The following is a 21,072-nucleotide window of genomic DNA, read 5'->3' as shown; positions in this document are numbered from 1 at the left end:
CCCGGTACACAGGGTCAACAATTCCTGCCCCTTGTGACTCAAGTCACAGCAAAACGTGAACAATTGAGTGGAGTTTCGGCGTTTTCCAAGGGTTCACCGAATACCCGCTTTCGGTTTCGCTCCGCCGCTGGTCCTAGGACCCGGCTCGGGCCGAGGCCCGATGCGACGGGCGTAGAGCGCACACTAGCGTTTCCGGCGTGCTGAAGACGCCTTCCCCCGCCACCCCCGCCGCTTCCGGGCATGCTGAGGGGGTGAGCAACGACGAGTTCCGGGCCGCGATGTCCCGGCTGGCCGCGGGTGTGGTCCTGGTGACCGCGCAGGAGCCGCCGCTCGACCCCGACGACCCGAACGCCCCGGGCGTGGAGGACGTCGGCATGACGGCCACGGCCTTCCTGTCGGTCTCCCTCGATCCGCCGCTGGTGCTGGTCAGCCTGCGGGAGGGCTCGCGCATGGACGACCTGCTCGCCGAGCAGCCGCTGTGGGCGGTGTCGGTGCTCGCCGAGAGCCAGCGGCACATCGCGGGCCGCTTCGCCATGAAGGGCCGCATCAGCGACCGGCTCCTCTTCGAGGACATCGCCTGCACCCGCGGCGAGGTCACGCACGCCCCGCTGGTCGGCGGCGCGCTCGCGACGCTGGAGTGCCGCACGGAGCAGCGGGTGGCGGCGGGCGATCACACCCTGGTCCTCGGACGGGTGCTGACGGCCCGGGTGCCGAGCGTGGAGGGCGGCCCGCTGACGTATTTCCGGGGCCGTTACCGGCAGTTGGGCTGAGCCTCCCTTTTATTTCCGTGGTGGCGCGGTGAATTCGCGGCCCGGGGTGCGCGGATGACACCGCACCCGGAAGAGATCACGCCGCGCAATTTCGAGGCGGCGCTCGGCATTCGCGTCCGGCCCGATGAGGAACACGCGGTCGAGCCGGTGGAACGCTCCCTCGCCGAGGCCTACGCGCACCCTCCGGGTGTGGCCTGGCCCCGGCTGGACATCGCGGCGGGCGAGCAGAGGCGCGGGTACGGGCGCTTCGCGGTGGCCTCGGTGGGCGCGGAGATCCGGCGCCGGGGCGGTTGCGAGCTGTACGTCACCTGGCATCCCGGGGCGGACGGCCCCGAGAGGTTCCATCTCCGGCTGGGCTTCCGCGGGAACGGGGAGACGAGCGGGGGGCAGACGGTGGGCGGGCGGGGAGTGGGTGACGCGTAGCTGAAGAGGGCGCGGCGAGAGGCGCCCCTCCTACCCCCAGTCGCGGCCCGAACGCCCGCGCTTGGTGTCGGCGCGCTGCTTCTTCTCCCGCAGCCGGCGCTCGTTGATGCCCCGGGGTATCCGGGTGGGCCTGCGGGGCTTGGGCGGGGGTGCGGTGGCCTCCGCGAGGAGGGCCGCGAGGCGTACGGCGGCGCTCTCGCGGTTGCGCCACTGTGAGCGGTGCTCGGACGCGCGCACGGTCACCACCCCGTCGACGAGCCGGCCGGCCAGCCGCTCCAGGGCCCGCTCCTTCCACACCGGCGGCAGCGCCTCGGTGGCCGCGAGGTCGAAGCGCAGCTCCACCTGGGAGTCGCTGGTGTTGACATGCTGCCCACCCGGGCCGGACGACCTGGAGAAACGCCACATCAGCTCGGCCTCGGGGAGCGAGACGGAGCCGCGGATGACGTGAGGACCGGACATGCCCTCCATGTTCCCGGCCCGGGCCCGCCCACGTCACCTGGATTTCCGGATCCGTGGAGAAGGGCGGGTAAAAAAGGTAAAGGGGGGGCGGAACCATGGGCACCCCCCTCGACGTTGTCCCGGGTGACGGTAGCTTCGTCGGCACGCACTGGGAAAACTAGGAAGGGACTCCCAACATGGCTGTAAGCCTGTCCAAGGGTGGCAACGTCTCGCTCTCCAAGGAGGCTCCGGGCCTGACGGCCGTCACCGTGGGCCTCGGCTGGGACGTCCGCACCACCACGGGCACGGACTTCGACCTGGACGCGTCCGCCATCGCGGTCAACGCGCAGGGCAAGGTCTACTCGGACGCCCACTTCGTCTTCTTCAACAACAAGCAGACCCCGGACAGCACCATCGTGCACACCGGTGACAACCGCACGGGCGAGGGCGCGGGCGACGACGAGGCGATCAACGTCAACCTGGCCGGTCTCCCGGCCGACATCGACAAGATCGTCACCCCGGTCTCCATCTACGACGCGGAGAACCGCGGCCAGAACTTCGGCCAGGTGCGCAACGCCTACATCCGCATCGTCAACCAGGCCGGCGGCGCGGAGATCGCCCGCTACGACCTGTCCGAGGACGCCGCCACCGAGACCGCCATGGTCTTCGGCGAGCTGTACCGCAACGGCGCGGAGTGGAAGTTCCGCGCGGTGGGCCAGGGTTACGCCTCCGGCCTGGTCGGCATCGCCCAGGACTTCGGCGTGAACGTCTGACGGACCGCCGTCTCCGCCCTTCCCCGCCCGAGGACCCGGGGAAGGGCGGGCATCGGCCGCTCCAGCGCCCCCGAAGGAGCGCGGGGAACTGCGCGAGCGACCACGACGCTCCCGCAGCCGAGAACGGCGCCCCATGTCACGGATGCGCCGGTTTGCCCTCGCCGTACAGCCAGTCCTTCCAGATCTCGCCGAAGTCCTCGTCCGGGAAGCGGTGTTCGACGTACGCCGTGAAGTCCGCGGTGCTCGCGTTGCCGTACCGGTGCGCGGCCGGCCAGGCGCGCAGGAAGGCGAAGAAGGCCTTGTCGCCGACCTTCTGCCGGATCTTGTGGAGGACCATCGCGCCGCGCTCGTAGACCGGCGACGCGGAGATGTGCGCCGCGCCGGAGGGTGTCGCGGGCGGAAAGGCCCACAGGGCGCTGTCGTGCTCGTCGTAGTAGTACCGGAAGGTCTTCTCGGCCGAGTCCCCGCCGTGGTCCTCGTCCCACAGCCACTGCGCGTACGTGGCGAACCCCTCGTTGAGCCACATGTCCCGCCAGGACTTGGGCGTGACGCAGTCGCCGTACCACTGGTGGGCGAGTTCATGGACGAGCGTGGTCAGCTCGGGGGCGCCGGGGAAGACCGGCCGGTTCTGCGTCTCCAGCGCGTACCCGGCGTCGTCCGGCCGGTCGACGATGGCGCCGACGGAGGAGAAGGGGTACGGCCCGAACGTGTCCTCCTCCCACTTGACGACCTCCGGCAGCCTCGCGAGGACCGCCGCGCTCGCCTTGGCCTGCGTGGGGTCGACCGCGGTGAGCACGGGCAGCCCGCCGGGCCCCTTGGACCGGGTGATGTCGAAGTGGCCGATCGCGACGGTGGCGAGATAGCTGGCCATGGGCTGGGCGGTGTGCCAGTGGTAGGTCGTACGCCCCGCCCGGCTTGACTGGTCCGCCAACTCGCCGTTGGACACCGCCTGGAGGCCCTGCGGGACGGTGACGGTGATGTCGTACGTGGCCTTGTCGGAGGGGTGGTCGTTGCCGGGGAACCACGCCATGGACCCGACCGGCTCGCCGAGCCCGAGCGCGCCGTCGGCCGTGGGCAGCCAGCCCTCCGCGGAGCCGTCGGGGTCGGTGAGGGTGCCGGGGACGCCGGAGTAGCGGACGGTCGTACGGAAGGTACGGCCCTCGCGCAGATCGTCGTGCGGGCGGACGGTGAGTTCCTGACCGGCCCGGTGGTAGCGGGCGTCCTTGCCGTCGACGCCGACCGAGTCCACGTGCAGCCCGGCGAGGTCCAGGTCGAACGCGGAGAGATCCTTGGTGGCGCGCGCCGTGATGACCGCCGTACCGGTGAGGCGGCGGGTGGCCGGGGTGTAGTCCAGGGTGAGGGCGTAGTGGCCGACGTCGTACCCGCCGTTGCCCGCCTTCGGGAAGTACGGGTCCCGCACACCCGGGCCCCCCGGTGTGCCGCGCACCCCGCCCCCGCACCCGGTACCGGCGAGAACGAGCGCCCACGCGACCGCGGCGGCCGGTACCAGGCGTACGGATCTGGACATGTCAGCGATCTTAGGCGGAAGCGGATCATCGGGGGAGACGTCTCCGGGGGCGGATCGAGCAGCGCCCCGAAAGCCGCCCGCCTGCGGAAACGGCACCCGGACACAGCCCGCTCACAGGAAGGGCGGAGCCCCGGGCCCGGCACCGCCCCCGGCGTCCCCGCGCCGCCGTGACACCATCGGTCCGTGCTCGATATCGGCTACGCCCTCTCCAACCGGTTCCCGGACCCCCCGCAGACCGACTACCGCCGCGCGGACGTGCGCGCGCTGCGGCACGATCTGTTCTGCGGGGACGTGTACCTCGCGGACACCGTGTCGGACCGGGAGCTGTCCACAGCCTGGGGATGGGTGCCGGTGCTGGACTTCGCGTGGGCGCTGTGCGACATCGTGGAGCGGCTGGACCGGGATCCGATGGGCTCCCGCGCCGCCCGGCCGCAGCGGGCGGAGCTGGACTTCACCGAGTCCAGTGACCGGATGCTGTTCGAGCGCCGCTTCGGCTGGGTCGACATCACGGCCGACTGGCAGCCGCTGGACGAGGCCCCGCTCTCCTTCGCGCACGCCGAACTGCGCCGCGAGGCACGGGACTTCCTCCAGGACCTGGTCGCCGACCTCGTCGACCTGCACGAGGACCTGGGCGAGAACCCGGCGATCTGGACCCTCCAGGCCCGCTTCCCCCGCGTCGGGTGACGGGACCGCTCACTCCACGCGTATCCCGAGCGCGGCCGCCAGCGCCGGTGCCAGGTCGAGCAGCTGGCCGGTGCCGATCACCGCGCCGGACAGCCGGTCGAGGCCCCGGGCGATCTCCAGCGGGGCGGCGCCGCGCAGATCGACGTCCTTCAGCGTGGCCCCGGTGAAGTCGGCCCCCTTCAGCGCGCAGTCCACGAACTCCACCCGCTCCAGGCGCGCGCTGCCGAAGTCCGGTTCGACCAGGACGCAGGACTCGAAGACCACGTCCCGCAGCCGGGCCATGCGCAGATTCAGGTAGTCGATCTTGCCGCCGCGCACCACGACCCGCTCCAGCACCGCGCCGTGCAGCTGGGTGCCGCCGAGGCGCGCCTCGGTCAGCTCCACATCGCGCAGGGTGGCCTCGGACAGATCCGTGCCGACCCCGCGCGGGGCGGTGAGCGCGGTGTCCAGCACGCGGGCGTGCCGCAGCTTCGTGCCGTCGACCGCGCAGCCGCGCAGCGCGCAGTCCATGAACCGGGCGCCCGCCGCGTCCTGGCCCGTGAGGTCCGCGTCCGCGAACTCCAGCCCGTCGTAGTCCCCGTCGGGCTCCAGACCGTCGCCGGCCCACGGCACCAGCGGCGGCAGTCGCAGCTCCGGCCGCCGTGCGCCCCGTCCCATCCGGCTCCCGCCGGTCGTTCCCCTCGCCATGGGTCCCATGCTGCACCCCGCCACTGACAATCACCGAAGGCGTGGCCCGGGCGCCCGGACCGGGACCGCGGCGGCGCGGCGGCGGGCCCTGGAGGAGCGGTCGCCGGAGGACCGCCGCACTGCGGGAAAGGCCGTACCGGAACCCGGGGAGCAGGCCGTACCGGAACCCTGAGAAAACCCTGAGAATCAGGGCGTACTCACCCAGATGCGGCACCTCCCGATCCATGGTGTTCTGGCCAGATGAGCATCGGCCGAACGGGTGAGTCCCGGGCCGCCGCGGAGGGTACGGATCCGCACCGCTGGTGGGGGCTGGTCGTCATCGCCCTGGCCCAGCTGATGGTGGTCCTGGACGCCACGATCGTGAACATCGCGCTCCCCTCCGCGCAGCGCGCCCTGCACATGTCCGACGGCAACCGGCAGTGGGTGATCACCGCGTACACCCTCGCCTTCGGCGGGCTGCTCCTGCTGGGCGGCCGGGTCGCCGATCTCGTGGGGCGAAAACGCACCTTCGTGACCGGTCTGGCCGGCTTCGCGTTCGCCTCCGCGCTCGGCGGGGCCGCGAACGGCTCCGGGATGCTCTTCGGCGCCCGCGCGCTGCAAGGGGTCTTCGCCGCCCTGCTCGCGCCCTCCGCGCTGTCCCTGCTGACCACGATGTTCACCGACCCCCGCGAGCGCGGCAAGGCGTTCGGGGTCTACAGCGCGCTGGCGGGCAGCGGTTCGGCGATCGGGCTGATCGTCGGCGGGGTGCTCACCGAGTACCTGACCTGGCGCTGGTGCCTGTACGTCAACGTGCCCATCGCGGCGCTCGCGGTCTTCGGCGCGTTCGCGCTGCTGCACGACCGGCCGGGCCACCGGGACGTCCGGCTCGACGTGCCCGGAGTGCTGCTGGGCTGCGGGGGCCTGGTCGCGATCGTCTACGGCTTCGGCGAGGCCCAGCCGCGCGGCTGGTCGGACCCGCTGGTGCTCGCGCTGCTGGCGGCCGGGGTGCTGCTGCTCGTGGCGTTCGTGTGGTGGCAGGCGCGGGCGCCGAGTCCCCTGCTGCCGCTGCGGATCCTGCGCGACCGGGACCGGGCGGGCTGCCTGCTGACGATGACGTTCGCGGTGATCGGCATGTTCGGGCTGTTCCTGTTCATGACCTACTACCTCCAGGTCGTCCTCGGCTACTCGCCGTTCCGCACGGGCCTGGCGTTCCTGCCGATGACCGCCGCGATCGTCGCCGGGTCCACCCAGATCTCCGCGCGGCTGCTGCCCCATGTGCCGCCCCGGCGGCTGCTGGTGCCGGGCATGCTGCTGGCGACCGGCGGGCTGCTGCTGCTCACCCGGCTGACCCCGCACTCCTCCTACGCCGGGGAGATCCTGCCCTCCCTGGTGCTGCTGGGGCTCGGCCTGGGGCTGACCTTCATGCCGGTGTTCGCCACGGCGACGGCGGGGGTCGCGCCACGGGACGCCGGGGTCACCTCCGCGACCGTCAACACGGCCCAGCAGGTCGGCGGTTCGATCGGTACGGCGCTGCTCAACACGATCGCCACCACCAGCGCCGCCGCCTATGTCGCCGCCCGCCCGCACCGGCCCGGCGCGGTCCCGGCCGGGGTCGTGCACGGCTACACCGTGGCCATCGCCTGGGCCGCCGTGATCATGCTGGTCTCCGCCCTGACCGCGGGCCTGATGGTGACCGCGCCGGCCCCGAAGCACGGCGCCCCGCCGACGAGCGCCGGGGCGTCGCCTGCGGGGCGTGCCCCGTTCCGGCTCGTCAGTCGAGCGGGACGTCGAAGTTCTTCGCGGTGATGTTCGTGCCGTCGGAGGCCTTGGCCGCCAGGCGCTTGTAGCGCAGGACGAGCTTGTCCGCGTCCTTGGCGGGTGTGAAGACGACCCATCCGGTCGAGGTCTTGCCGGTCTCGGCGTCCTTCAGCGGCGGGTAGCCGGCCGCCTTGATCTCGTCGTCGAGGATGGTGGTGCTCGCCTGGTCGATGCCGTTGGGCATGCCGGTGAGGTAGAAGGACGTGGCGCCGAAGCTGTCGTAGTACTTCGAGCTGGCGGTGACCGTGACGTCGACCAGGACGACCTTCTCGTCCGCGAGCGCCGAGAACTTGGCCTTCGCCGCCGCCGACGGCTGGAAGTCCTTGACGTACTTGATGACGGTGGCCTTCTCGCCCATCACGTCGTCGTCGATCGTCTTGTTCACGGGCACGGCGGTACCGGTGGCGGCGCCCCCGTTCCCGGCGGCCGACCGCGAGGGCGACGCCGCCGGGGCGGAGCTGCCGGCCGGGGCCGACGCGGTCGGCGCGGGCGAGGACGCGGAGCCGGCGCCCGAGCCGGAATCGTCGTTGCACCCGGTGAGCAGCAGCCCGCAGGCGGCTATCGCGGCGACGGTGGGAACACCGGTGGCGACCCGTATACGCATGAAAAGAGAACCTCTCCCCGTAGAAGAAATGCGGGTCCGCCGCACGGTTGCCGTGGCAAAGCGGACCCGGTCATTCATCTGGCTGATGTGCGGCGGTGATCATACTGGCCGCCCGAGGTCGCGTTTCTGTCATGATCCCGTTCCGCTTTCGTCAGGGGACCAACGCACGGCGCCTCAGTGCCGTCCGGCCACCCGGTCCGCCACCTTCGCCAGCCGCGAGGACTCCGTCGCCGGGTGGCGGCGCTCGCGGCGGTCGGCCGTGTGGTAGGTGGCGTACATGCCGTGGACGCCGAGCCAGCGCAGGGGCTCGGGCTCCCACTTGCGGACCTTGTGGCCGACCCAGGGCAGTTCGGTCAGCTCGGTGCGGCCGGCCTGCCCGGAGTCCTGCTGGACGAGGTCGCGCAGGGTGCGGGCGGCGAGGTTGGCGGTGGCGACGCCGGAGCCGACGTAACCGCCAGCCCAGCCGAGGCCGGTGGCGCGGTCGAGGGTGACGGTGGCGCACCAGTCGCGCGGCACCCCGAGCACACCGGACCAGGCGTGGGTGACGGCGACCCCGGCCAGGGACGGGAAGAAGCGCACCAGGATGTCCCGCAGCGCCTCGACGGTCGCCCGCTGGGTGCGCCCGTCGTTGTCCGTGCGCGAGCCGAAGCGGTACGGCACCCCGCGCCCGCCCAGCGCGATCCGGCCGTCGGCGGTGCGCTGCGCGTACATGTAGGCGTGCGCCATGTCGCCCAGCGTCTCGCGGCCCGCCCAGCCGATCGCCGCCCACTGCTCCTCGGTCAGCGGCTCGGTGGCGATCATCGAGGAGTTCATCGGCAGCCAGGTCCGCTTCTGGCCCTTGAGGGAGGCGGTGAAGCCCTCGGTGCAGCGCAGCACGTAGGGGGCGCGGACGGTGCCGTAGGGGGTGACGGCGTGCTTGGGGCGGATCTCGGTCACCGGGGTCATCTCGTGGATCACCACGCCGAGCGCCTCGACCGTCGCCGCCAGGCCCTTCACCAGCTTCGCCGGGTTGAGCCGGGCGCCGTGCGGGGTCCAGGCGGAGCCGACGGCGTCCGCGACCCGGATCCGCTCGGCCGTCTCCCGGGCGCCGTACAGCTCCCGGTCCTTCTCGCCGTACGACAGCTCGTGCTCGTGGAAGGCCCGCAGCCGGGCCAGCTGCGCGGGTGTGGTGGCCACCTCCAGGACGCCGCCCTTGTGCAGGTCGGCGTCGATGCCCTCGGCCCCGGCGACCGCGATCACCTCGTCCACGGTGTCGTTCATCGCCTGCTGGAGGCGGACCGCGGCCTCCCGGCCGTGCAGCCCGGCGTACCGGTCGCGGCCCGCGATGCCGTTGTACAGCCAGCCGCCGTTGCGGCCGGAGGCGCCGTATCCGCAGAACTTCTGCTCCAGGACGGTGATCCGCAGGAAGGGCGCGGCCTTCTTCAGGTAGTACGCGGTCCACAGGCCGGTGTACCCGCCGCCGACGATCACCACGTCCGCGGTGGCGTCGCCGGGCAGCGGTTCCCGTACCGCCGGGAGGCCGTCGTCCGTGTACCAGAAGGAGATGCCACCGTTCACGACACTGCTTGCCGAGCTGCTCATGGCCGGGAACCTAACCCTTGAGCGCGGTCAGTGTCTCCTTCGGATTCCATGCTTTTCCGCGGCCTCTGGTCAGCGGATAGCAGGCCAGGCCGATCAGCAGCGCGAGGAAATGTCCGGTGTCGGTGAAGGTGGGCGTCTCGGTCAGGGGCAGCGCGAAGACGACGGCGGCGACGGCGAGGTAGGCGTAGCGCCAGGGGGCCGTAAGGCGGTAGGTGAGGACGCCGATGACGCCGGCCAGGGCGTAACTGACGCCGATGTCAAGGGTGTACACCGCCGAGTGGGGCGCGATGCCGTCCCGGATCGCCTTCAGCAGCAGGCCCTCGCTGACCAGGGACGCGAGCACATGGGCCGCCGCGCACACCACGAGCCAGCGGGCGGTGCCGAGCCAGCGCTCGGCCGGGGCGTGGAAGACCGTGTACAGGAACGCGTACGGCAGCCAGCGCCCGCCGTCGATCCACATCGCGCTGGTGACCAGCACCCGCAGCGGGGTGCGGGACAGCTCGTGGATGTTGGTGGACCTGCGGCGCAGGAAGTGCTGCTCGAACCCGGGCGACATGTGGTGCACCGCGACGGTGGTGACGAACAGGACCGCCAGCCAGACGTAGGTGCCCGGGGCGCTGCGGACATAGGCCGCGACCGCCCCGAGTCCACGGCGGAGGCGGCCGGCCCGGGTCACGTCGCCAGTATGCGTCCCCTCGCGCGGACACGCCGCCGATTGGCTTATCCACACATCTACGGATTATTCGGTCATAACGTACCCAGTATGAAGAGATGTCACATCGCTTACGCCGCGAGTGCCGTCGCGGCCCTCGTCGGTTCGGGAATCGGTCTGGGCGCCTCCCCCGCGGCCGCCCTCCACCAGACCCTCGTGGTCCACCGGGGTGAATCGATCCAGAAGGCCGTGAACAGCGCGCGGCCCGGCGACACCGTGCTGGTGCTCCCCGGCACCTACAAGGAGAGCGTCACCATCGGCACGCCGCGGGTCACCCTGCGCGGGCTGGGACCGGCCACGGTGATCGAGCCCGCCGCGAAGACGACGGCGGGCACGGCGCCCGGCAAGAACACCAAGGCCACCAAGAGCTGCGCCGAGGGCGGCAACGGCATCTGTGTGATCGGCACCAGGACGACGAACGTCGAGGGCGTCACCGTCGCCGATCTGAAGGTGACCGGCTTCAGCCGCGCCGGGGTGTTCGGCATGGCGACGGACACCATGACCGTACGGGGCGTCCAGGCCGTCAAGAACGCCGTGTGGGGCATCGCCCAGGAGCGTTCCGTGCACGGGCACATCGTCGGCAACTACGCGCAGGGCAACGGCGACGCGGGCGTCTTCCTCGCCAACACCATCACCGAGGAGGCCGGCGCCCTCGACACCCGGCGGACGGTGATCGACCACAACCGGCTGGAGGGCAACCGCATCGGCGTCACCGTGCGGCGGCTGCGCAACCTCTCGGTGGCCGAGAACTACATCGCGGGCAACTGCGCCGGGGTGTTCGTCGTCGGCGACGAGAACAAGCCGAAGGCCGGTGACCTGGAGGTCGCCTTCAACGACGTCACCGCGAACAACAAGTCCTGCCCCAAGACCGACCGGCTGCCCGCCATCCAGGGCTCCGGCATCGTGCTGACCGGCACCGAGAAGACCGTGGTGGACGGCAACCGGGTCACCAACAACTCGGGCAAGTCCCCGCTGTCGGGCGGCATCGTGCTGTTCAAGAGCTTCGTGGGCGTCACCAACGACCACAACCGCGTCAGCGGCAACGCGCTGGCCCGCAACGCCCCCGCGGACCTGGTGAACACCGAGACCAAGGGCATCGGCAACACCTTCGACCACAACGCCTGCCGGGTCTCCAAGCCCGCCGGCCTGTGCTGACCGCCCGCCCCCTGCCCCCGCTGGACCGACGCACGCCGAGAACGAAGGAAGGCGGCAGATGACCACCGCTGAGACGGCACCGCCGAACACGGCCACCGCCCAGGCCCCGACCGCCCCGCCCCCGCCGATGCGGCTGCGCGAACTCGTCTTCGGGGCGGCCCTGTCCGCCGCCGTACGGGCCGCCGCCCGCCTCGGCGTGCCGGACGCCCTCGGGGACACCCCGCAGAGCGCCGAGGCCCTGGCGGCCGAGGTGCACGCCGAACCCAAGCCGCTGCGCCGCATGCTGCGGGCCCTGGCCTGCTACGGCGTCTTCACCGAGCGGCCCGACGGCACCTTCGCGCACACCGACATGTCCCGGCTGCTGCGCGAGGACGACCCGAACAGCCTGCGCGCCATCGCGCTGTGGTGCACCGAACCGTGGACCTGGGCCGCCTGGCCCAAGCTGGACGAGGCGGTGCGCAGCGGCCGCAACGTGGTGGAGGGCCTGTTCGGCAAGGAGTTCTTCACCTACCTGAACGAGGACGCGCCGGAGTCCGCGGACGTCTTCAACCGGGCGATGACCCGGTCCAGCGAGCAGTCGGCGCGGGAGGTCGCGGCCCTGCTCGACCTGTCGGGGTCCGCGTCCGTCGCCGACCTCGGCGGCGGCCAGGGGCATGTGGTGGCCTGCCTGCTGGACAAGTACCCGCAGATGCGGGGCAGTCTGCTGGACCTGCCCCGGGTGGTGGAGAACGCGCTGCCGAGGCTGCGCGAGGGCGGCGACCTGGCCGGCCGCGCGCAGATCGTGCCGGGCGACGTCCGCGAGGCGATCCCGGTCAAGGCGGACGTCTACATCATCAAGAACATCCTGGAGTGGGACGACGAGAGCACGGCCCGGCTGCTGCACAACGTCGTCCAGGCGGGCGGGCCCGGGACCCGGGTGATCGTCATCGAGAACCTCGTCGACGACACCCCGTCGATGCGGTTCAGCACCGCGATGGACCTGCTGCTGCTCCTCAACGTCGGCGGGGCCAAGCACACCACCGACAGCATGGTGAGCCGGCTCACCGCGGCGGGCCTCGCCGTGGACACCGTCCGGCCGGTGAACCCGTACCTGCACGCGTTCGAGTGCCATGTGAGCGCGTGACCGGCGACGCCGCGTGCGAACGCCGGTCGCCGGGCCCGCTGCACCACGGGCCCGGCGACCGGCGTTTACGCGACGCGGACGCGCGTGTCAGGAGCGCTCCCAGAGGTAGAAGCGGCGCGCCATCGCGTCCTTGGGGGAGCGCCAGGTCTCCGGGTCGTACGCGCTGACGTATGCCGTCAGCCGTTCGCTGACGCCCCGGAACTCGGGGTGTTCGGTGACCTTGGCGATGGCCGGGCCGGGCTCGCGCTCGGACTCGATGAGGTGCATGTACACATCGCCGAACTGGAAGAGGCTGCGCCGGGTGACGCCCACGAGGTGGGGCAGCTCCCCCCGGTCGGACTCCTCGAAGATCTTCGCGATGTCGGGGGCCGAGCCCGGGGCCATCCGGGCGACGATCAGGGCCTGGTGCACGGTGGTGCCTCCCTTCCGGTGCGGTGGCGCTCAGTCGGCGAGCGCCGGGGCGGGCCGGTGTCCGGCGGCGGCCTTCTCGATCTTGTCGCGGATCAGGGCCATCTGGACCTTGGAGTTCTTGTTGATGTTGTCGGTCATCCAGTCGTCGTCGACCGGGGCCTCCGGCTTCATCGCGAAGTCCTGCGTCCACACCATGCGGGTGCCGGCCGGGACCTCCTCGTAGGCCCAGTGGATGTCCATGTGGGCGAACGGACCGGTCTCCACCCGGCGCGCCCGGACGGTGCGGGTGGCGCGGTCGGGCTCGCGCTCGGAGACCCAGCTCCAGACGGTCCCGTTCTCGTCCGGGTGCATGGTGAGCCGGAAGGTGGTCTTCTCGCCCTCCCGCTTGAGCACCTCGACGGCCGCGTACTCGCTGAACAGCTGGGGCCAGCGCTCCAGATCGTTGGTCATGTCCCAGACCAGGTCGAGCGGGGCCGCGACGGTGATCTCGTTCTGGGTGTGCCCTGCCATGTCAGGCTCCTGCCATCAGCGTGTTGTTGACGAGGTTGAGGAACTGCTGAGGGGTCTTGCAGCGCTCGGCGTCCACCGGCATCGGGGTGCCGTGCTCGTTCTCCAGCTCGCCGACGATGCCGAGCAGGCCGAGCGAGTCGACGCCGAGGACGTCGAAGCCGGTGTCCGGCTTGTCGTTGAGCTGCTGGGGGCTGACGGTGACCCCGGCCGCCTTCTTCATGAGGGCTGCGAGTTCTTCGACGGTGATCTTGGACATTGCTCTCCTCCTTTGCTGTTCACCGTGCGCTGGGATGCCGCAGCACCAGCGCCGAGTTCGACCCCATGAGGCCGCGGCTGAGGACCAGCGCGGTGCGCGGCTCGGCGACCCGGGCGCGGCCGGTGACGAGGTCGAGGTCGTGGCAGACGTCGTGGACGTTCGGGGTCGGCGGGATCAGTCCGTGCTCCATCGCGAGCACGGCCGCCGCGGAGTCCAGCACCGGGGCCGCGCAGTAGCCGCGTCCCGTGCCGGTCTTGGGGGCGGTGACCGGCACCCGGGTGCCATGGGCACCGAGGGCGTCGGCGATGGCCAGCGCCTCGGCCCGGTCGGCCGCCGGCACCCCGAGGGCGTCGGCGAAGACGACGTCGACCTCCTCGGGCGCGCACTCCGCCTCGGCCAGCGCCTGCCGGATGGCCTGGGCGAGACCCGCGCGGGACTCCGCCCACCGGGAGGCGCCGGTGAAGGTCGCCGCGTGCCCGGCGACGAAGGCCCGGATGTCGGCACCGCGCGCCCGGGCGGCACCGGCGGCCTCCACCACGAGCATCGCGCCGCCCTCGGCGGGCACGAACCCGCACGCGTCCTTCGTGAACGGCCGGTAGGCGCGCCCCGGTTCGCTCTCGCGGCTCAGCTCCTCGTAGCCGAGCTGGCAGACCACCGAGTACGGCGCGAGCGGCGCCTCGGTGGAGCCGGCCACGATCGCGTCGGTGCCGCGCCGCACCGCCCGGGCCGCGTGCGCGAGGGAGTCCAGACCGCCGGCCTCGTCGGAGGCGACGACCGAGCAGGGGCCCTTGAAGCCGCGGCGGATGGAGACCTGGCCGGTGCTCGCGGCGTAGAACCAGGCGATGGACTGGTACGGCCCCACGAACCGGCTGCCCTTGCCCCACAGCCGCTGGAGCTCGCGCTGGCCGAACTCGCCGCCGCCGGAGCCCGCGGCGGTGACCACGCCGATGGAGTACGGCGACTGGTCGGTGTCGGCCTGGCCGAGCCGGGCGTCGGTGAGCGCGAAGTCGGCCGCGGCCATGGCGTAGTGGGTGAAGCGGTCGGTCTGCACGAGGAAGCGCTCCTCGATGGTGTCCGCCGCGTCGAAGGCGCGGACCTCGCCGGCCACCTTCAGCGGCAGGCGCTCACATCCCTCGCGGGTCACCCGGTCCAGGACGCTGAGTCCCTCGTGGGTGGCCTTCCAGAAGGTGTCGGTGCTGACGCCGTTGGGCGCGACGACGCCGATGCCGGTGACGGCCGCGCGCCGGTCCTGGGGTTCGCTCATCTCGTCCTCACTCCCTCGGCCGGGTCAGGATCACCGCGGACTGGAAGCCGCCGAACCCGCTGCCCACGGAGAGCACGCTGGTCAGCTTCCGCTCGCGGGCGGTACGCGGCACGTAGTCGAGGTCGCACTCGGGGTCGGGGGTCTCGTAGTTCGCGGTCGGCGGTACGGCCTGCTCGGCCAGGGCCAGTACGCAGGCGACCAGTTCGATGGCGCCGATCGCCCCGAGGGAGTGGCCCACCATGGACTTGATGGAGCTCATCGGGGTGTCGTAGGCGTGCTGCCCGAGCGCCCGCTTGACGGCCGCCGTCTCATGGCGGTCGTTCTGCCGGGTGCCGGAGCCGTGCGCGTTGACGTAGTCGATCGCCGTGGGGTCGAGCCTGGCCTGGTCGAGGGCGGTCGAGATGGCCCGCGCCATCTCCAGGCCCTCCTTGGTCAGACCGGTCATGTGGTAGGCGTTGCCGAAGGTCGCGTAGCCGCCCAGCTCGCAGTAGACGTGCGCGCCGCGGGCCCGTGCGTGCTCCAGCTCCTCCAGGACGAGCACCGCGCCGCCCTCGCCCATGACGAAGCCGTCACGGTTGTTGTCGAAGGGCTTGGAGGCGTGCGCGGGGTCGTCGTTGTTCGGTGACGTGGCCTTGATCGCGTCGAAGCAGGCCATGGTGATGGGGGATATGGGCGAGTCGGACGCACCGGCTATGCAGATGTCGGCCCGGCCCTCCTGGACGGTGTGGAAGGCGTATCCGACGGCGTCCAGGCCCGAGGTGCAGCCGGTGGAGACGGTCTGCACCGGACCCTGGGCGCCGAATCGTTCCGCCACGGCGGAGGCCGCGGTGCTCGGGGAGAACGCCCGGTGCAGCTGGGGCCGCGCCCGCTCGTGGTCCACGTCCCAGCGCTCGCCGCCGTGACTGACCAGCACGTAGTCGTTCTCCAGGCGGGTGGTGCCGCCGACCGCGGTGCCCACCGACACCGCGATCCGCCAGGGGTCCTCCCGCGCCAGGTCGAGGCCGGAGTCGCGGACCGCCTCGTCGCCCGCGACCAGCGCGAACTGGATGTAGCGGTCCGCCCGTTCCACCTGCTCGGCGTCCAGGCCGTGCGCCGCCGGGTCGAAGTCGCACTCGGCGGCGATCCGCGACCGCAGCTGGGAGGGGTCGAAGAAGGTGATGCCCCGCGTCGCGGTCCGGCCGTGCGCGAGCAGATCCCAGAACGCGGGGGTGCCGATGCCGCCCGGGGCGACGATGCCTATGCCGGTGACCGCCACGCGCCGGTTCATGACCTGACCCCTCCGCCGTCGGCGCCCGCCCCGGCCGCCCCGGCCCCCGCCTCGGTCAGCACCGCGGCCGCGCCGATCACCGAGGTCTCCTCGGTGTCGACGTGCCCGAGCTGCGGGCGGGGCGCCAGCGGGCCGAGGTGGAAGACCATCCGGGCCTCCACCTTGCCGACGTTGCGGAACCGGTGGCGCATGTCGATGGGGATCATCAGCCCCTGCTCCGGACGCAGCACGTGCGGCTCGCCGTCCAGGTCGACCTCCAGCTCGCCGCAGACGACGTAGACGAACTCCTCGGAGTAGGGGTGGTAGTGCTCACCGATGCGGTCGCCGGGCTGCACGATGGCCACACCCATGAAGCCGCTGGTGGAACCGACCGTGGCCGGGGTGAGCATGGCGCGCAGATCGCCGCCGCGCCGGGTGTTGGGCTCGGTCTCGCTGAGGTCCACGATTCTCGGACGGGATTTGATCACGACGTTCCTCCGGTGGATGTGATCGGGCTTCTGGGTGTGGCTCTCGGGGGCGGGCGGGGCCGCTCAGACCGCCGGCGAGCGGCGGTCGGTGACCAGCTCCATGCGGGCGGCCTCGCCGGCCAGCAGCTCGCGCAGCTCGGCGGCGCGCGCGGGGTCCCGGGGCAGCGGGTCCACGTCCGCGCCCTCGGCCGCGAGGTCCACCAGCCGCACCACGACGTCCTCGCGCTCGAAGACCGTGCTGCGCAGCACCTGGCTCGATGGGTCGTCGGCCGCCGCCGAGTCCGCCTCGGCGAGCAGCTCGGCGAGCTTCATCCCGCGGCCCGCCCTGGCCGGGTAGTACAGGGCCCGCCGGGTGCCCTCGGGCCGGTCGTCCGCCATCACGTGGTGCACGGCAGGCAGCGCCGCCCGGGTGAAGAACAGCCGGGCCGACTCCTGGTCGTTCAGGTCCCGGTCCTGCTCCAGATAGGGGTTGATGGCCTCCTCCACGGCCCGCACCTCGGGCGAACGCGACACATGGCGCAGGGCGGCCAGCAGGTCGCCGCGCACCTCGATGGCGCGCACCACCCGGTTGCCGTGCATGAACAGCGAGGTGCGCAGAAGCCGCGTGGAGTCGTCCACCCGCGGCTCGGGCGCCGCGTAGTCCGCGAGCAGCTTGGCCACCTTGTCCTCGGTGCCCGGCTTCACGGTGAAGGTCAGCGCGTGCCGGATCACTCCGTCACCGATGCGCACCTCCGTCTGGAGCCGGCCCCGGGCGGGCGCGTCGGTCTCGTAGGCGCGGCCCGTCTCCCGGACGATGTGGAAGCGCAGCGAGCGGGTGTTGCGCACGCAGGAGTGCAGCGGCTCCACCATCCGCACGTGCTCCTCGCTGTTCACCCAGGTGAGGAACGGCGGAGCGCTCTCCCACTCGCTGGTGATGAGCCATTGGGATGGATTCTCGATGGACTGGCAGAGTTGGTCGCTGACATGGCCGGGCACCGACGCAACCTGGTTGCAGAGCTGCTCGTACGCCTCCAGGAACTGCTGCTGCGCGCCGTCGAAGACGTCGACCAGCAGGACGACCCGGAGCCGCGAGCCGTCGAACACGGACTGGGAGACACGCTTCGACGCGTCGCGCGCCGGGACTTCTGACAGACGTTCAGAGGTGGTGGTCATGGTGCGGACATCTCCTTGGCGGGGGATCTCGGGTGCGCCGGTCACCGCCGTGACGCGACGTCAGCGCTTCTTGATCCTGTGCCGCTGGCCGTAAGCCCGCGACTCGTAGGAACCACGTGGGTGATCCCACGCGCAAATGGCCCCAACCACGGCGATACCGGGCATGAGACTCACAGGCGTCCTGTACGCACCCCTGCATCTGGAGGCTCGATGCATCACACAGCCGACCACCGGGTTCCCGTCCTCATCGTGGGCGGCTCTCTGGTGGGCCTGTCCACATCCCTGTTCCTCGGCCGCCTCGGCGTGCGCCACATGCTGGTGGAGCGGCACTCCGGGACCTCGCACCACCCGCGCGGACGCGGCAACAACGTCCGCACGATGGAACTCTTCCGGGTGGCCGGCATCGAGCCGGACATCAAGGCGGCGGCCTCACTGCTCGCCGACAACCACGGCATCCTGCAGACCCCGGCCCTGGTCGGCGAGGCCGGCGAGTGGCTGTTCAAGGAGATCGACCCCGGCGGCGGCCTCAGGAGGTTCAGCCCCACCTCCTGGTGCCTGTGCAGCCAGAACGACCTCGAACCCGTCCTCGTGGACGGCGCCCGCGAACTCGGCGGCGACCTGCGCTACCACCACGAGATGGAGTCCTTCGAACAGGACGCCGACGGGGTGAGGGCGACCGTCCGCGACCGCTCCACCGACGAGCGCTACACCGTCCGGGCCGACTACCTCGTCGCCGCCGACGGCCCCCGCAGCCCCGTCCGCCGCGCCCTCGGCATCGGCCAGAGCGGCCCCGGCGAGCTGTTCGCCAACGTCAGCGTCACCTTCCGCTCCACCCGCCTGGCCGACGTGGTCGGCGACCGCCGCTTCATCTGCTGCTACCTCACCCACCCCGACGCCGACGGCGCCCTGCTGCCCGTCGACAACAAGGAGCGCTGGGTCTTCCACGCCCCCTGGCACCCCGAACTCGGCGAATCCCTGGATGAGTTCACCGAGGAGCGGCTCCAGCGGCACATCGCCGCCGCGGTCGGCGTGCCCGACCTCGACGTGAAGATCACCGGAATGGCGTCCTGGCGCGCCGCCGAACGGGTCGCCGACACCTACGCGGCGGGCCGGGTCTTCCTCGCCGGCGACTCCGCCCACGAGATGTCCCCCACCGGCGCGTTCGGCTCCAACACCGGCATCCAGGACGCCCACAACCTCGCCTGGAAGCTCGCCGCCGTCCTCGACGGCTGGGCCGGCCCCGCGCTCCTGGACAGCTACGGCGCCGAGCGCCGCCCGGTCGCCGTCGCCACCAGCGCCCGCGCCTCCGCCCGCTCCGTCGAGCACAGCCACCCCGGCTTCGCCCCGGCCCCCGGCGTCGGCGGCGCCAAGCGCGGCGGCATCCTCAACGTCGTCCTCGGCTACCACTACCCCGAGGGCGCCGCCGTCGGCACCGACCCCGAGGCGCCGGTCGTCCCCGACGCCCTCTCCCTCACCGGCCGCCCCGGCACCCGCGCCCCCCACCTGTGGCTGCGCCAGGCCGCCCGCCGGCTGTCCACCCTCGACCTCTACGAGCGCTCCATGGTCCTGCTCACCGACGCCCCCGACGACGCGGGCTGGTACGAGGCCGCCCGGCGCGTCGCCGCCCTGGACGGGGTACGGCTCGACGCCTACCGGATCGGCCCGGGCGGCGACGCCGACCTGATGTACGACACCGAGGGCGACGACTGGGCCGCGCTGCACGGCGTCGGCGCCGACGGCGCGGTCCTCGTCCGCCCCGACGGCTTCGTCGCCTGGCGCGCCCAGGCCGCCTCCCCCGACCCCCAGGCGGCCCTCCGGGACGCCCTGAAGGCCGTACTGCACCGGCCCTGACCCGCACGAACAACACCACAGGGCCGCCCACCGGGCGGCCCTGTGCCATGCGGAGCCCCCTGTCGGATTCGAACCGACGACCTTCGCTTTACAAGAGCGGCGCTCTGACCAGCTGAGCTAAGGAGGCCTGCCGCGCGTGCCGCGCGGGCGTGTCTGTGCAGTGTACCCACGTCACCTGGTGGGACCGTCGAAAATTTCCGCGAAGTTCACCGTCGCCCATGTACTGACAGATCACGTGAACCCCGGGTACCGTCTCGAACCGGTTCACTCGCGTGGACCACACCAACCACCTTCCTACAACGGATCGTCCGGCACGTTCCTGCCGGTAGAAGGGGGCCCATTCACCATGGCCACTGTCACGTTCGACAAGGCGACCCGGATCTACCCGGGTTCCACCAAGCCCGCCGTCGACGCGCTCGACATCGCGATCGAGGACGGCGAGTTCCTCGTCCTGGTCGGCCCGTCGGGCTGCGGCAAGTCCACCTCGCTGCGGATGCTCGCGGGTCTGGAGGACGTCAACGGCGGCGCCATCCGCATCGGCGACCGCGACGTCACCCACCTGCCGCCCAAGGACCGGGACATCGCCATGGTGTTCCAGAACTACGCGCTCTACCCGCACATGACGGTCGCCGACAACATGGGCTTCGCGCTCAAGATCGCCGGCGTCAACAAGGCGGAGATCCGGCAGAAGGTCGAGGAGGCCGCGAAGATCCTCGACCTCACCGAGTACCTCGACCGCAAGCCGAAGGCCCTGTCCGGCGGTCAGCGCCAGCGGGTCGCGATGGGCCGCGCGATCGTGCGCGAGCCCCAGGTCTTCCTCATGGACGAGCCGCTGTCCAACCTGGACGCCAAGCTCCGCGTCTCCACCCGCACCCAGATCGCCTCGCTCCAGCGCCGGCTCGGCATCACCACCGTCTACGTCACCCACGACCAGGTCGAGGCCATGACGATGGGCGACCGCGTGGCGGTCCTCAAGGACGGTCTGCTCCAGCAGATCGACACCCCGCGCAACATGTACGACAAGCCCGCCAACCTCTTCGTCGCCGGCTTCATCGGCTCCCCGGCCATGAACCTGGTCGAGGTCCCGATCACCGACGGCGGCGTGAAGTTCGGCAACAGCGTGGTGCCCGTCAACCGCGAGGCCCTCAAGGCCGCCACCGACAAGGGTGACCGCACGGTGACCGTGGGCGTGCGCCCCGAGCACTTCGACGTCGTGGAGCACGGCGGCGCCGCCGCGTCCGCCCTCACCAAGGACGCCGCCGACGCCCCGGCCGGCCTCGCCGTCTCGGTGAACGTCGTCGAGGAACTGGGCGCCGACGGCTACGTCTACGGCAGCGCCGACATCGACGGGAGCCTGAACGACCTGGTCGTGCGCGTGAACGGCCGCCAGGTGCCGGAGAAGGGCGCCACCCTGCACGTCGTACCGCGCCCCGGCGAGACCCATGTGTTCTCCACGTCCACCGGCGAGCGCCTGTCCGACTGAGCGCCGCCAGGACACCACGACGACAGAGGGCCCCGCGGCACACCGCGGGGCCCTCTTCGCATGATCGTTCCGGGCCGGGCGTCAACCCCCTACCCCGGAAACCGCACTTTCTCATCCCCCGTAAGAGTGACGGAAT

22 protein-coding genes and 1 tRNA gene are annotated in these 21,072 nt (G+C 71.8%); 9 read left to right on the top strand and 14 right to left on the bottom strand.

Going from position 1 to position 21,072, the window contains the following annotated elements:
• Positions 1 to 278 precede the first annotated feature (278 nt).
• Positions 279 to 770: a flavin reductase family protein gene (locus QHG49_RS19390; RefSeq protein WP_370530582.1), complete on the top strand. Its 492-nt coding sequence runs from the start codon at positions 279 to 281 to the stop codon at positions 768 to 770.
• 54 nt (positions 771 to 824) lie between these two features.
• The gene (locus QHG49_RS19385; protein ID WP_301490504.1) at positions 825 to 1,193 is read left to right on the top strand and encodes a GNAT family N-acetyltransferase; all 369 of its coding nucleotides are present in this window, start codon (positions 825 to 827) and stop codon (positions 1,191 to 1,193) included.
• A gap of 30 nt (positions 1,194 to 1,223) precedes the next feature.
• On the opposite strand, the gene arfB is transcribed toward QHG49_RS19385, so the two are convergent.
• On the bottom strand, positions 1,224 to 1,652 hold the full coding sequence (arfB, locus tag QHG49_RS19380; RefSeq protein WP_159702576.1) for an alternative ribosome rescue aminoacyl-tRNA hydrolase ArfB: 429 nt from the start codon (positions 1,650 to 1,652) through the stop codon (positions 1,224 to 1,226).
• Between the two features lie 176 nt (positions 1,653 to 1,828).
• Here arfB and QHG49_RS19375 point away from each other — a divergent pair, with 176 nt between their 5' ends.
• Positions 1,829 to 2,404, top strand: coding sequence for a TerD family protein (locus QHG49_RS19375; RefSeq protein ID WP_301490500.1), 576 nt, complete (start codon positions 1,829 to 1,831; stop codon positions 2,402 to 2,404).
• Between the two features lie 136 nt (positions 2,405 to 2,540).
• Here QHG49_RS19375 and QHG49_RS19370 read toward each other — a convergent pair whose 3' ends face one another.
• The gene (locus QHG49_RS19370; protein ID WP_201300592.1) at positions 2,541 to 3,932 is read right to left on the bottom strand and encodes a M1 family metallopeptidase; all 1,392 of its coding nucleotides are present in this window, start codon (positions 3,930 to 3,932) and stop codon (positions 2,541 to 2,543) included.
• Positions 3,933 to 4,115: 183 nt separating this feature from the next.
• Here QHG49_RS19370 and QHG49_RS19365 point away from each other — a divergent pair, with 183 nt between their 5' ends.
• The gene (locus QHG49_RS19365; RefSeq protein WP_301490498.1) at positions 4,116 to 4,616 is read left to right on the top strand and encodes a hypothetical protein; all 501 of its coding nucleotides are present in this window, start codon (positions 4,116 to 4,118) and stop codon (positions 4,614 to 4,616) included.
• A gap of 9 nt (positions 4,617 to 4,625) precedes the next feature.
• Here the strand turns inward: QHG49_RS19365 and QHG49_RS19360 are convergent, their stop codons facing one another.
• The gene (locus QHG49_RS19360) at positions 4,626 to 5,303 is read right to left on the bottom strand and encodes a pentapeptide repeat-containing protein (protein WP_301490496.1); all 678 of its coding nucleotides are present in this window, start codon (positions 5,301 to 5,303) and stop codon (positions 4,626 to 4,628) included.
• Between the two features lie 240 nt (positions 5,304 to 5,543).
• Between QHG49_RS19360 and QHG49_RS19355 the strand changes: the two genes are divergently transcribed.
• Positions 5,544 to 7,088 (top strand): MFS transporter, encoded by a 1,545-nt coding sequence (locus QHG49_RS19355; RefSeq protein WP_159702582.1) that lies wholly within the window; start codon positions 5,544 to 5,546, stop codon positions 7,086 to 7,088.
• Here the strand turns inward: QHG49_RS19355 and QHG49_RS19350 are convergent.
• The 3 genes from QHG49_RS19350 to QHG49_RS19340 all read right to left on the bottom strand — a co-directional run bounded on the left by QHG49_RS19350 (position 7,054) and on the right by QHG49_RS19340 (position 9,961).
• Positions 7,054 to 7,704 (bottom strand): hypothetical protein, encoded by a 651-nt coding sequence (locus QHG49_RS19350; RefSeq protein WP_301490495.1) that lies wholly within the window; start codon positions 7,702 to 7,704, stop codon positions 7,054 to 7,056. The two genes, QHG49_RS19355 and QHG49_RS19350, sit on opposite strands and share 35 nt — an antisense overlap.
• A gap of 174 nt (positions 7,705 to 7,878) precedes the next feature.
• On the bottom strand, positions 7,879 to 9,285 hold the full coding sequence (locus QHG49_RS19345; protein WP_301490494.1) for an FAD-binding oxidoreductase: 1,407 nt from the start codon (positions 9,283 to 9,285) through the stop codon (positions 7,879 to 7,881).
• A 10-nt stretch (positions 9,286 to 9,295) separates the two neighbouring features.
• Entirely contained in the window at positions 9,296 to 9,961 is a 666-nt protein-coding gene (locus QHG49_RS19340) for a rhomboid-like protein (RefSeq protein ID WP_186337735.1), read from the bottom strand.
• An 87-nt stretch (positions 9,962 to 10,048) separates the two neighbouring features.
• Here QHG49_RS19340 and QHG49_RS19335 point away from each other — a divergent pair, with 87 nt between their 5' ends.
• Together QHG49_RS19335 and QHG49_RS19330 are read left to right on the top strand one after the other, a co-directional pair.
• Positions 10,049 to 11,152: a nitrous oxide reductase family maturation protein NosD gene (locus tag QHG49_RS19335; RefSeq protein ID WP_145485855.1), complete on the top strand. Its 1,104-nt coding sequence runs from the start codon at positions 10,049 to 10,051 to the stop codon at positions 11,150 to 11,152.
• A gap of 58 nt (positions 11,153 to 11,210) precedes the next feature.
• Positions 11,211 to 12,275, top strand: a complete 1,065-nt coding sequence (locus QHG49_RS19330; RefSeq protein WP_301490493.1) for a methyltransferase — start codon at positions 11,211 to 11,213, stop codon at positions 12,273 to 12,275.
• A gap of 87 nt (positions 12,276 to 12,362) precedes the next feature.
• Here QHG49_RS19330 and QHG49_RS19325 read toward each other — a convergent pair whose 3' ends face one another.
• The 7 genes from QHG49_RS19325 to QHG49_RS19295 all read right to left on the bottom strand — a co-directional run bounded on the left by QHG49_RS19325 (position 12,363) and on the right by QHG49_RS19295 (position 17,602).
• Positions 12,363 to 12,686: a TcmI family type II polyketide cyclase gene (locus tag QHG49_RS19325; RefSeq protein WP_086805941.1), complete on the bottom strand. Its 324-nt coding sequence runs from the start codon at positions 12,684 to 12,686 to the stop codon at positions 12,363 to 12,365.
• Positions 12,687 to 12,716: 30 nt separating this feature from the next.
• On the bottom strand, positions 12,717 to 13,196 hold the full coding sequence (locus QHG49_RS19320) for an SRPBCC family protein (protein WP_086805942.1): 480 nt from the start codon (positions 13,194 to 13,196) through the stop codon (positions 12,717 to 12,719).
• 1 nt (position 13,197) lies between these two features.
• Complete coding sequence (locus QHG49_RS19315) at positions 13,198 to 13,452, bottom strand: acyl carrier protein (protein WP_046422178.1); 255 nt, start codon at positions 13,450 to 13,452, stop codon at positions 13,198 to 13,200.
• A gap of 19 nt (positions 13,453 to 13,471) precedes the next feature.
• Positions 13,472 to 14,716 carry a ketosynthase chain-length factor gene (locus tag QHG49_RS19310; RefSeq protein ID WP_301490490.1) on the bottom strand — a complete coding sequence of 415 codons (1,245 nt, stop codon included), beginning with the start codon at positions 14,714 to 14,716 and terminating at the stop codon, positions 13,472 to 13,474.
• Positions 14,717 to 14,723: 7 nt separating this feature from the next.
• Complete coding sequence (locus tag QHG49_RS19305) at positions 14,724 to 15,983, bottom strand: beta-ketoacyl synthase (protein ID WP_145485853.1); 1,260 nt, start codon at positions 15,981 to 15,983, stop codon at positions 14,724 to 14,726.
• Entirely contained in the window at positions 15,980 to 16,450 is a 471-nt protein-coding gene (locus tag QHG49_RS19300; RefSeq protein WP_145485852.1) for a cupin domain-containing protein, read from the bottom strand. Before QHG49_RS19300 ends, QHG49_RS19305 begins: the two co-directional genes overlap by 4 nt.
• Before the next feature lie 63 nt (positions 16,451 to 16,513).
• Positions 16,514 to 17,602 carry a SchA/CurD-like domain-containing protein gene (locus tag QHG49_RS19295; protein ID WP_145485851.1) on the bottom strand — a complete coding sequence of 363 codons (1,089 nt, stop codon included), beginning with the start codon at positions 17,600 to 17,602 and terminating at the stop codon, positions 16,514 to 16,516.
• 210 nt (positions 17,603 to 17,812) lie between these two features.
• Here QHG49_RS19295 and QHG49_RS19290 point away from each other — a divergent pair, with 210 nt between their 5' ends.
• Positions 17,813 to 19,453: an FAD-dependent monooxygenase gene (locus QHG49_RS19290; protein ID WP_145485850.1), complete on the top strand. Its 1,641-nt coding sequence runs from the start codon at positions 17,813 to 17,815 to the stop codon at positions 19,451 to 19,453.
• Positions 19,454 to 19,506: 53 nt separating this feature from the next.
• Here QHG49_RS19290 and QHG49_RS19285 read toward each other — a convergent pair.
• Positions 19,507 to 19,580: transfer RNA gene (locus QHG49_RS19285), tRNA-Thr, on the bottom strand.
• A 219-nt stretch (positions 19,581 to 19,799) separates the two neighbouring features.
• On the opposite strand from QHG49_RS19285, the gene QHG49_RS19280 reads away from it, so the two are divergent.
• Positions 19,800 to 20,936 (top strand): ABC transporter ATP-binding protein, encoded by a 1,137-nt coding sequence (locus QHG49_RS19280; RefSeq protein ID WP_145485849.1) that lies wholly within the window; start codon positions 19,800 to 19,802, stop codon positions 20,934 to 20,936.
• Positions 20,937 to 21,072: the final 136 nt, after the last annotated feature.

Origin of the sequence: Streptomyces sp. WP-1 (assembly GCF_030450125.1) — a bacterium.
GTDB classification, from domain to species: Bacteria; Actinomycetota; Actinomycetes; order Streptomycetales; family Streptomycetaceae; genus Streptomyces; species Streptomyces incarnatus.
Note: the sequence above shows the minus strand (reverse complement) of the source record. Positions and strands in the feature narration are given on the sequence as shown.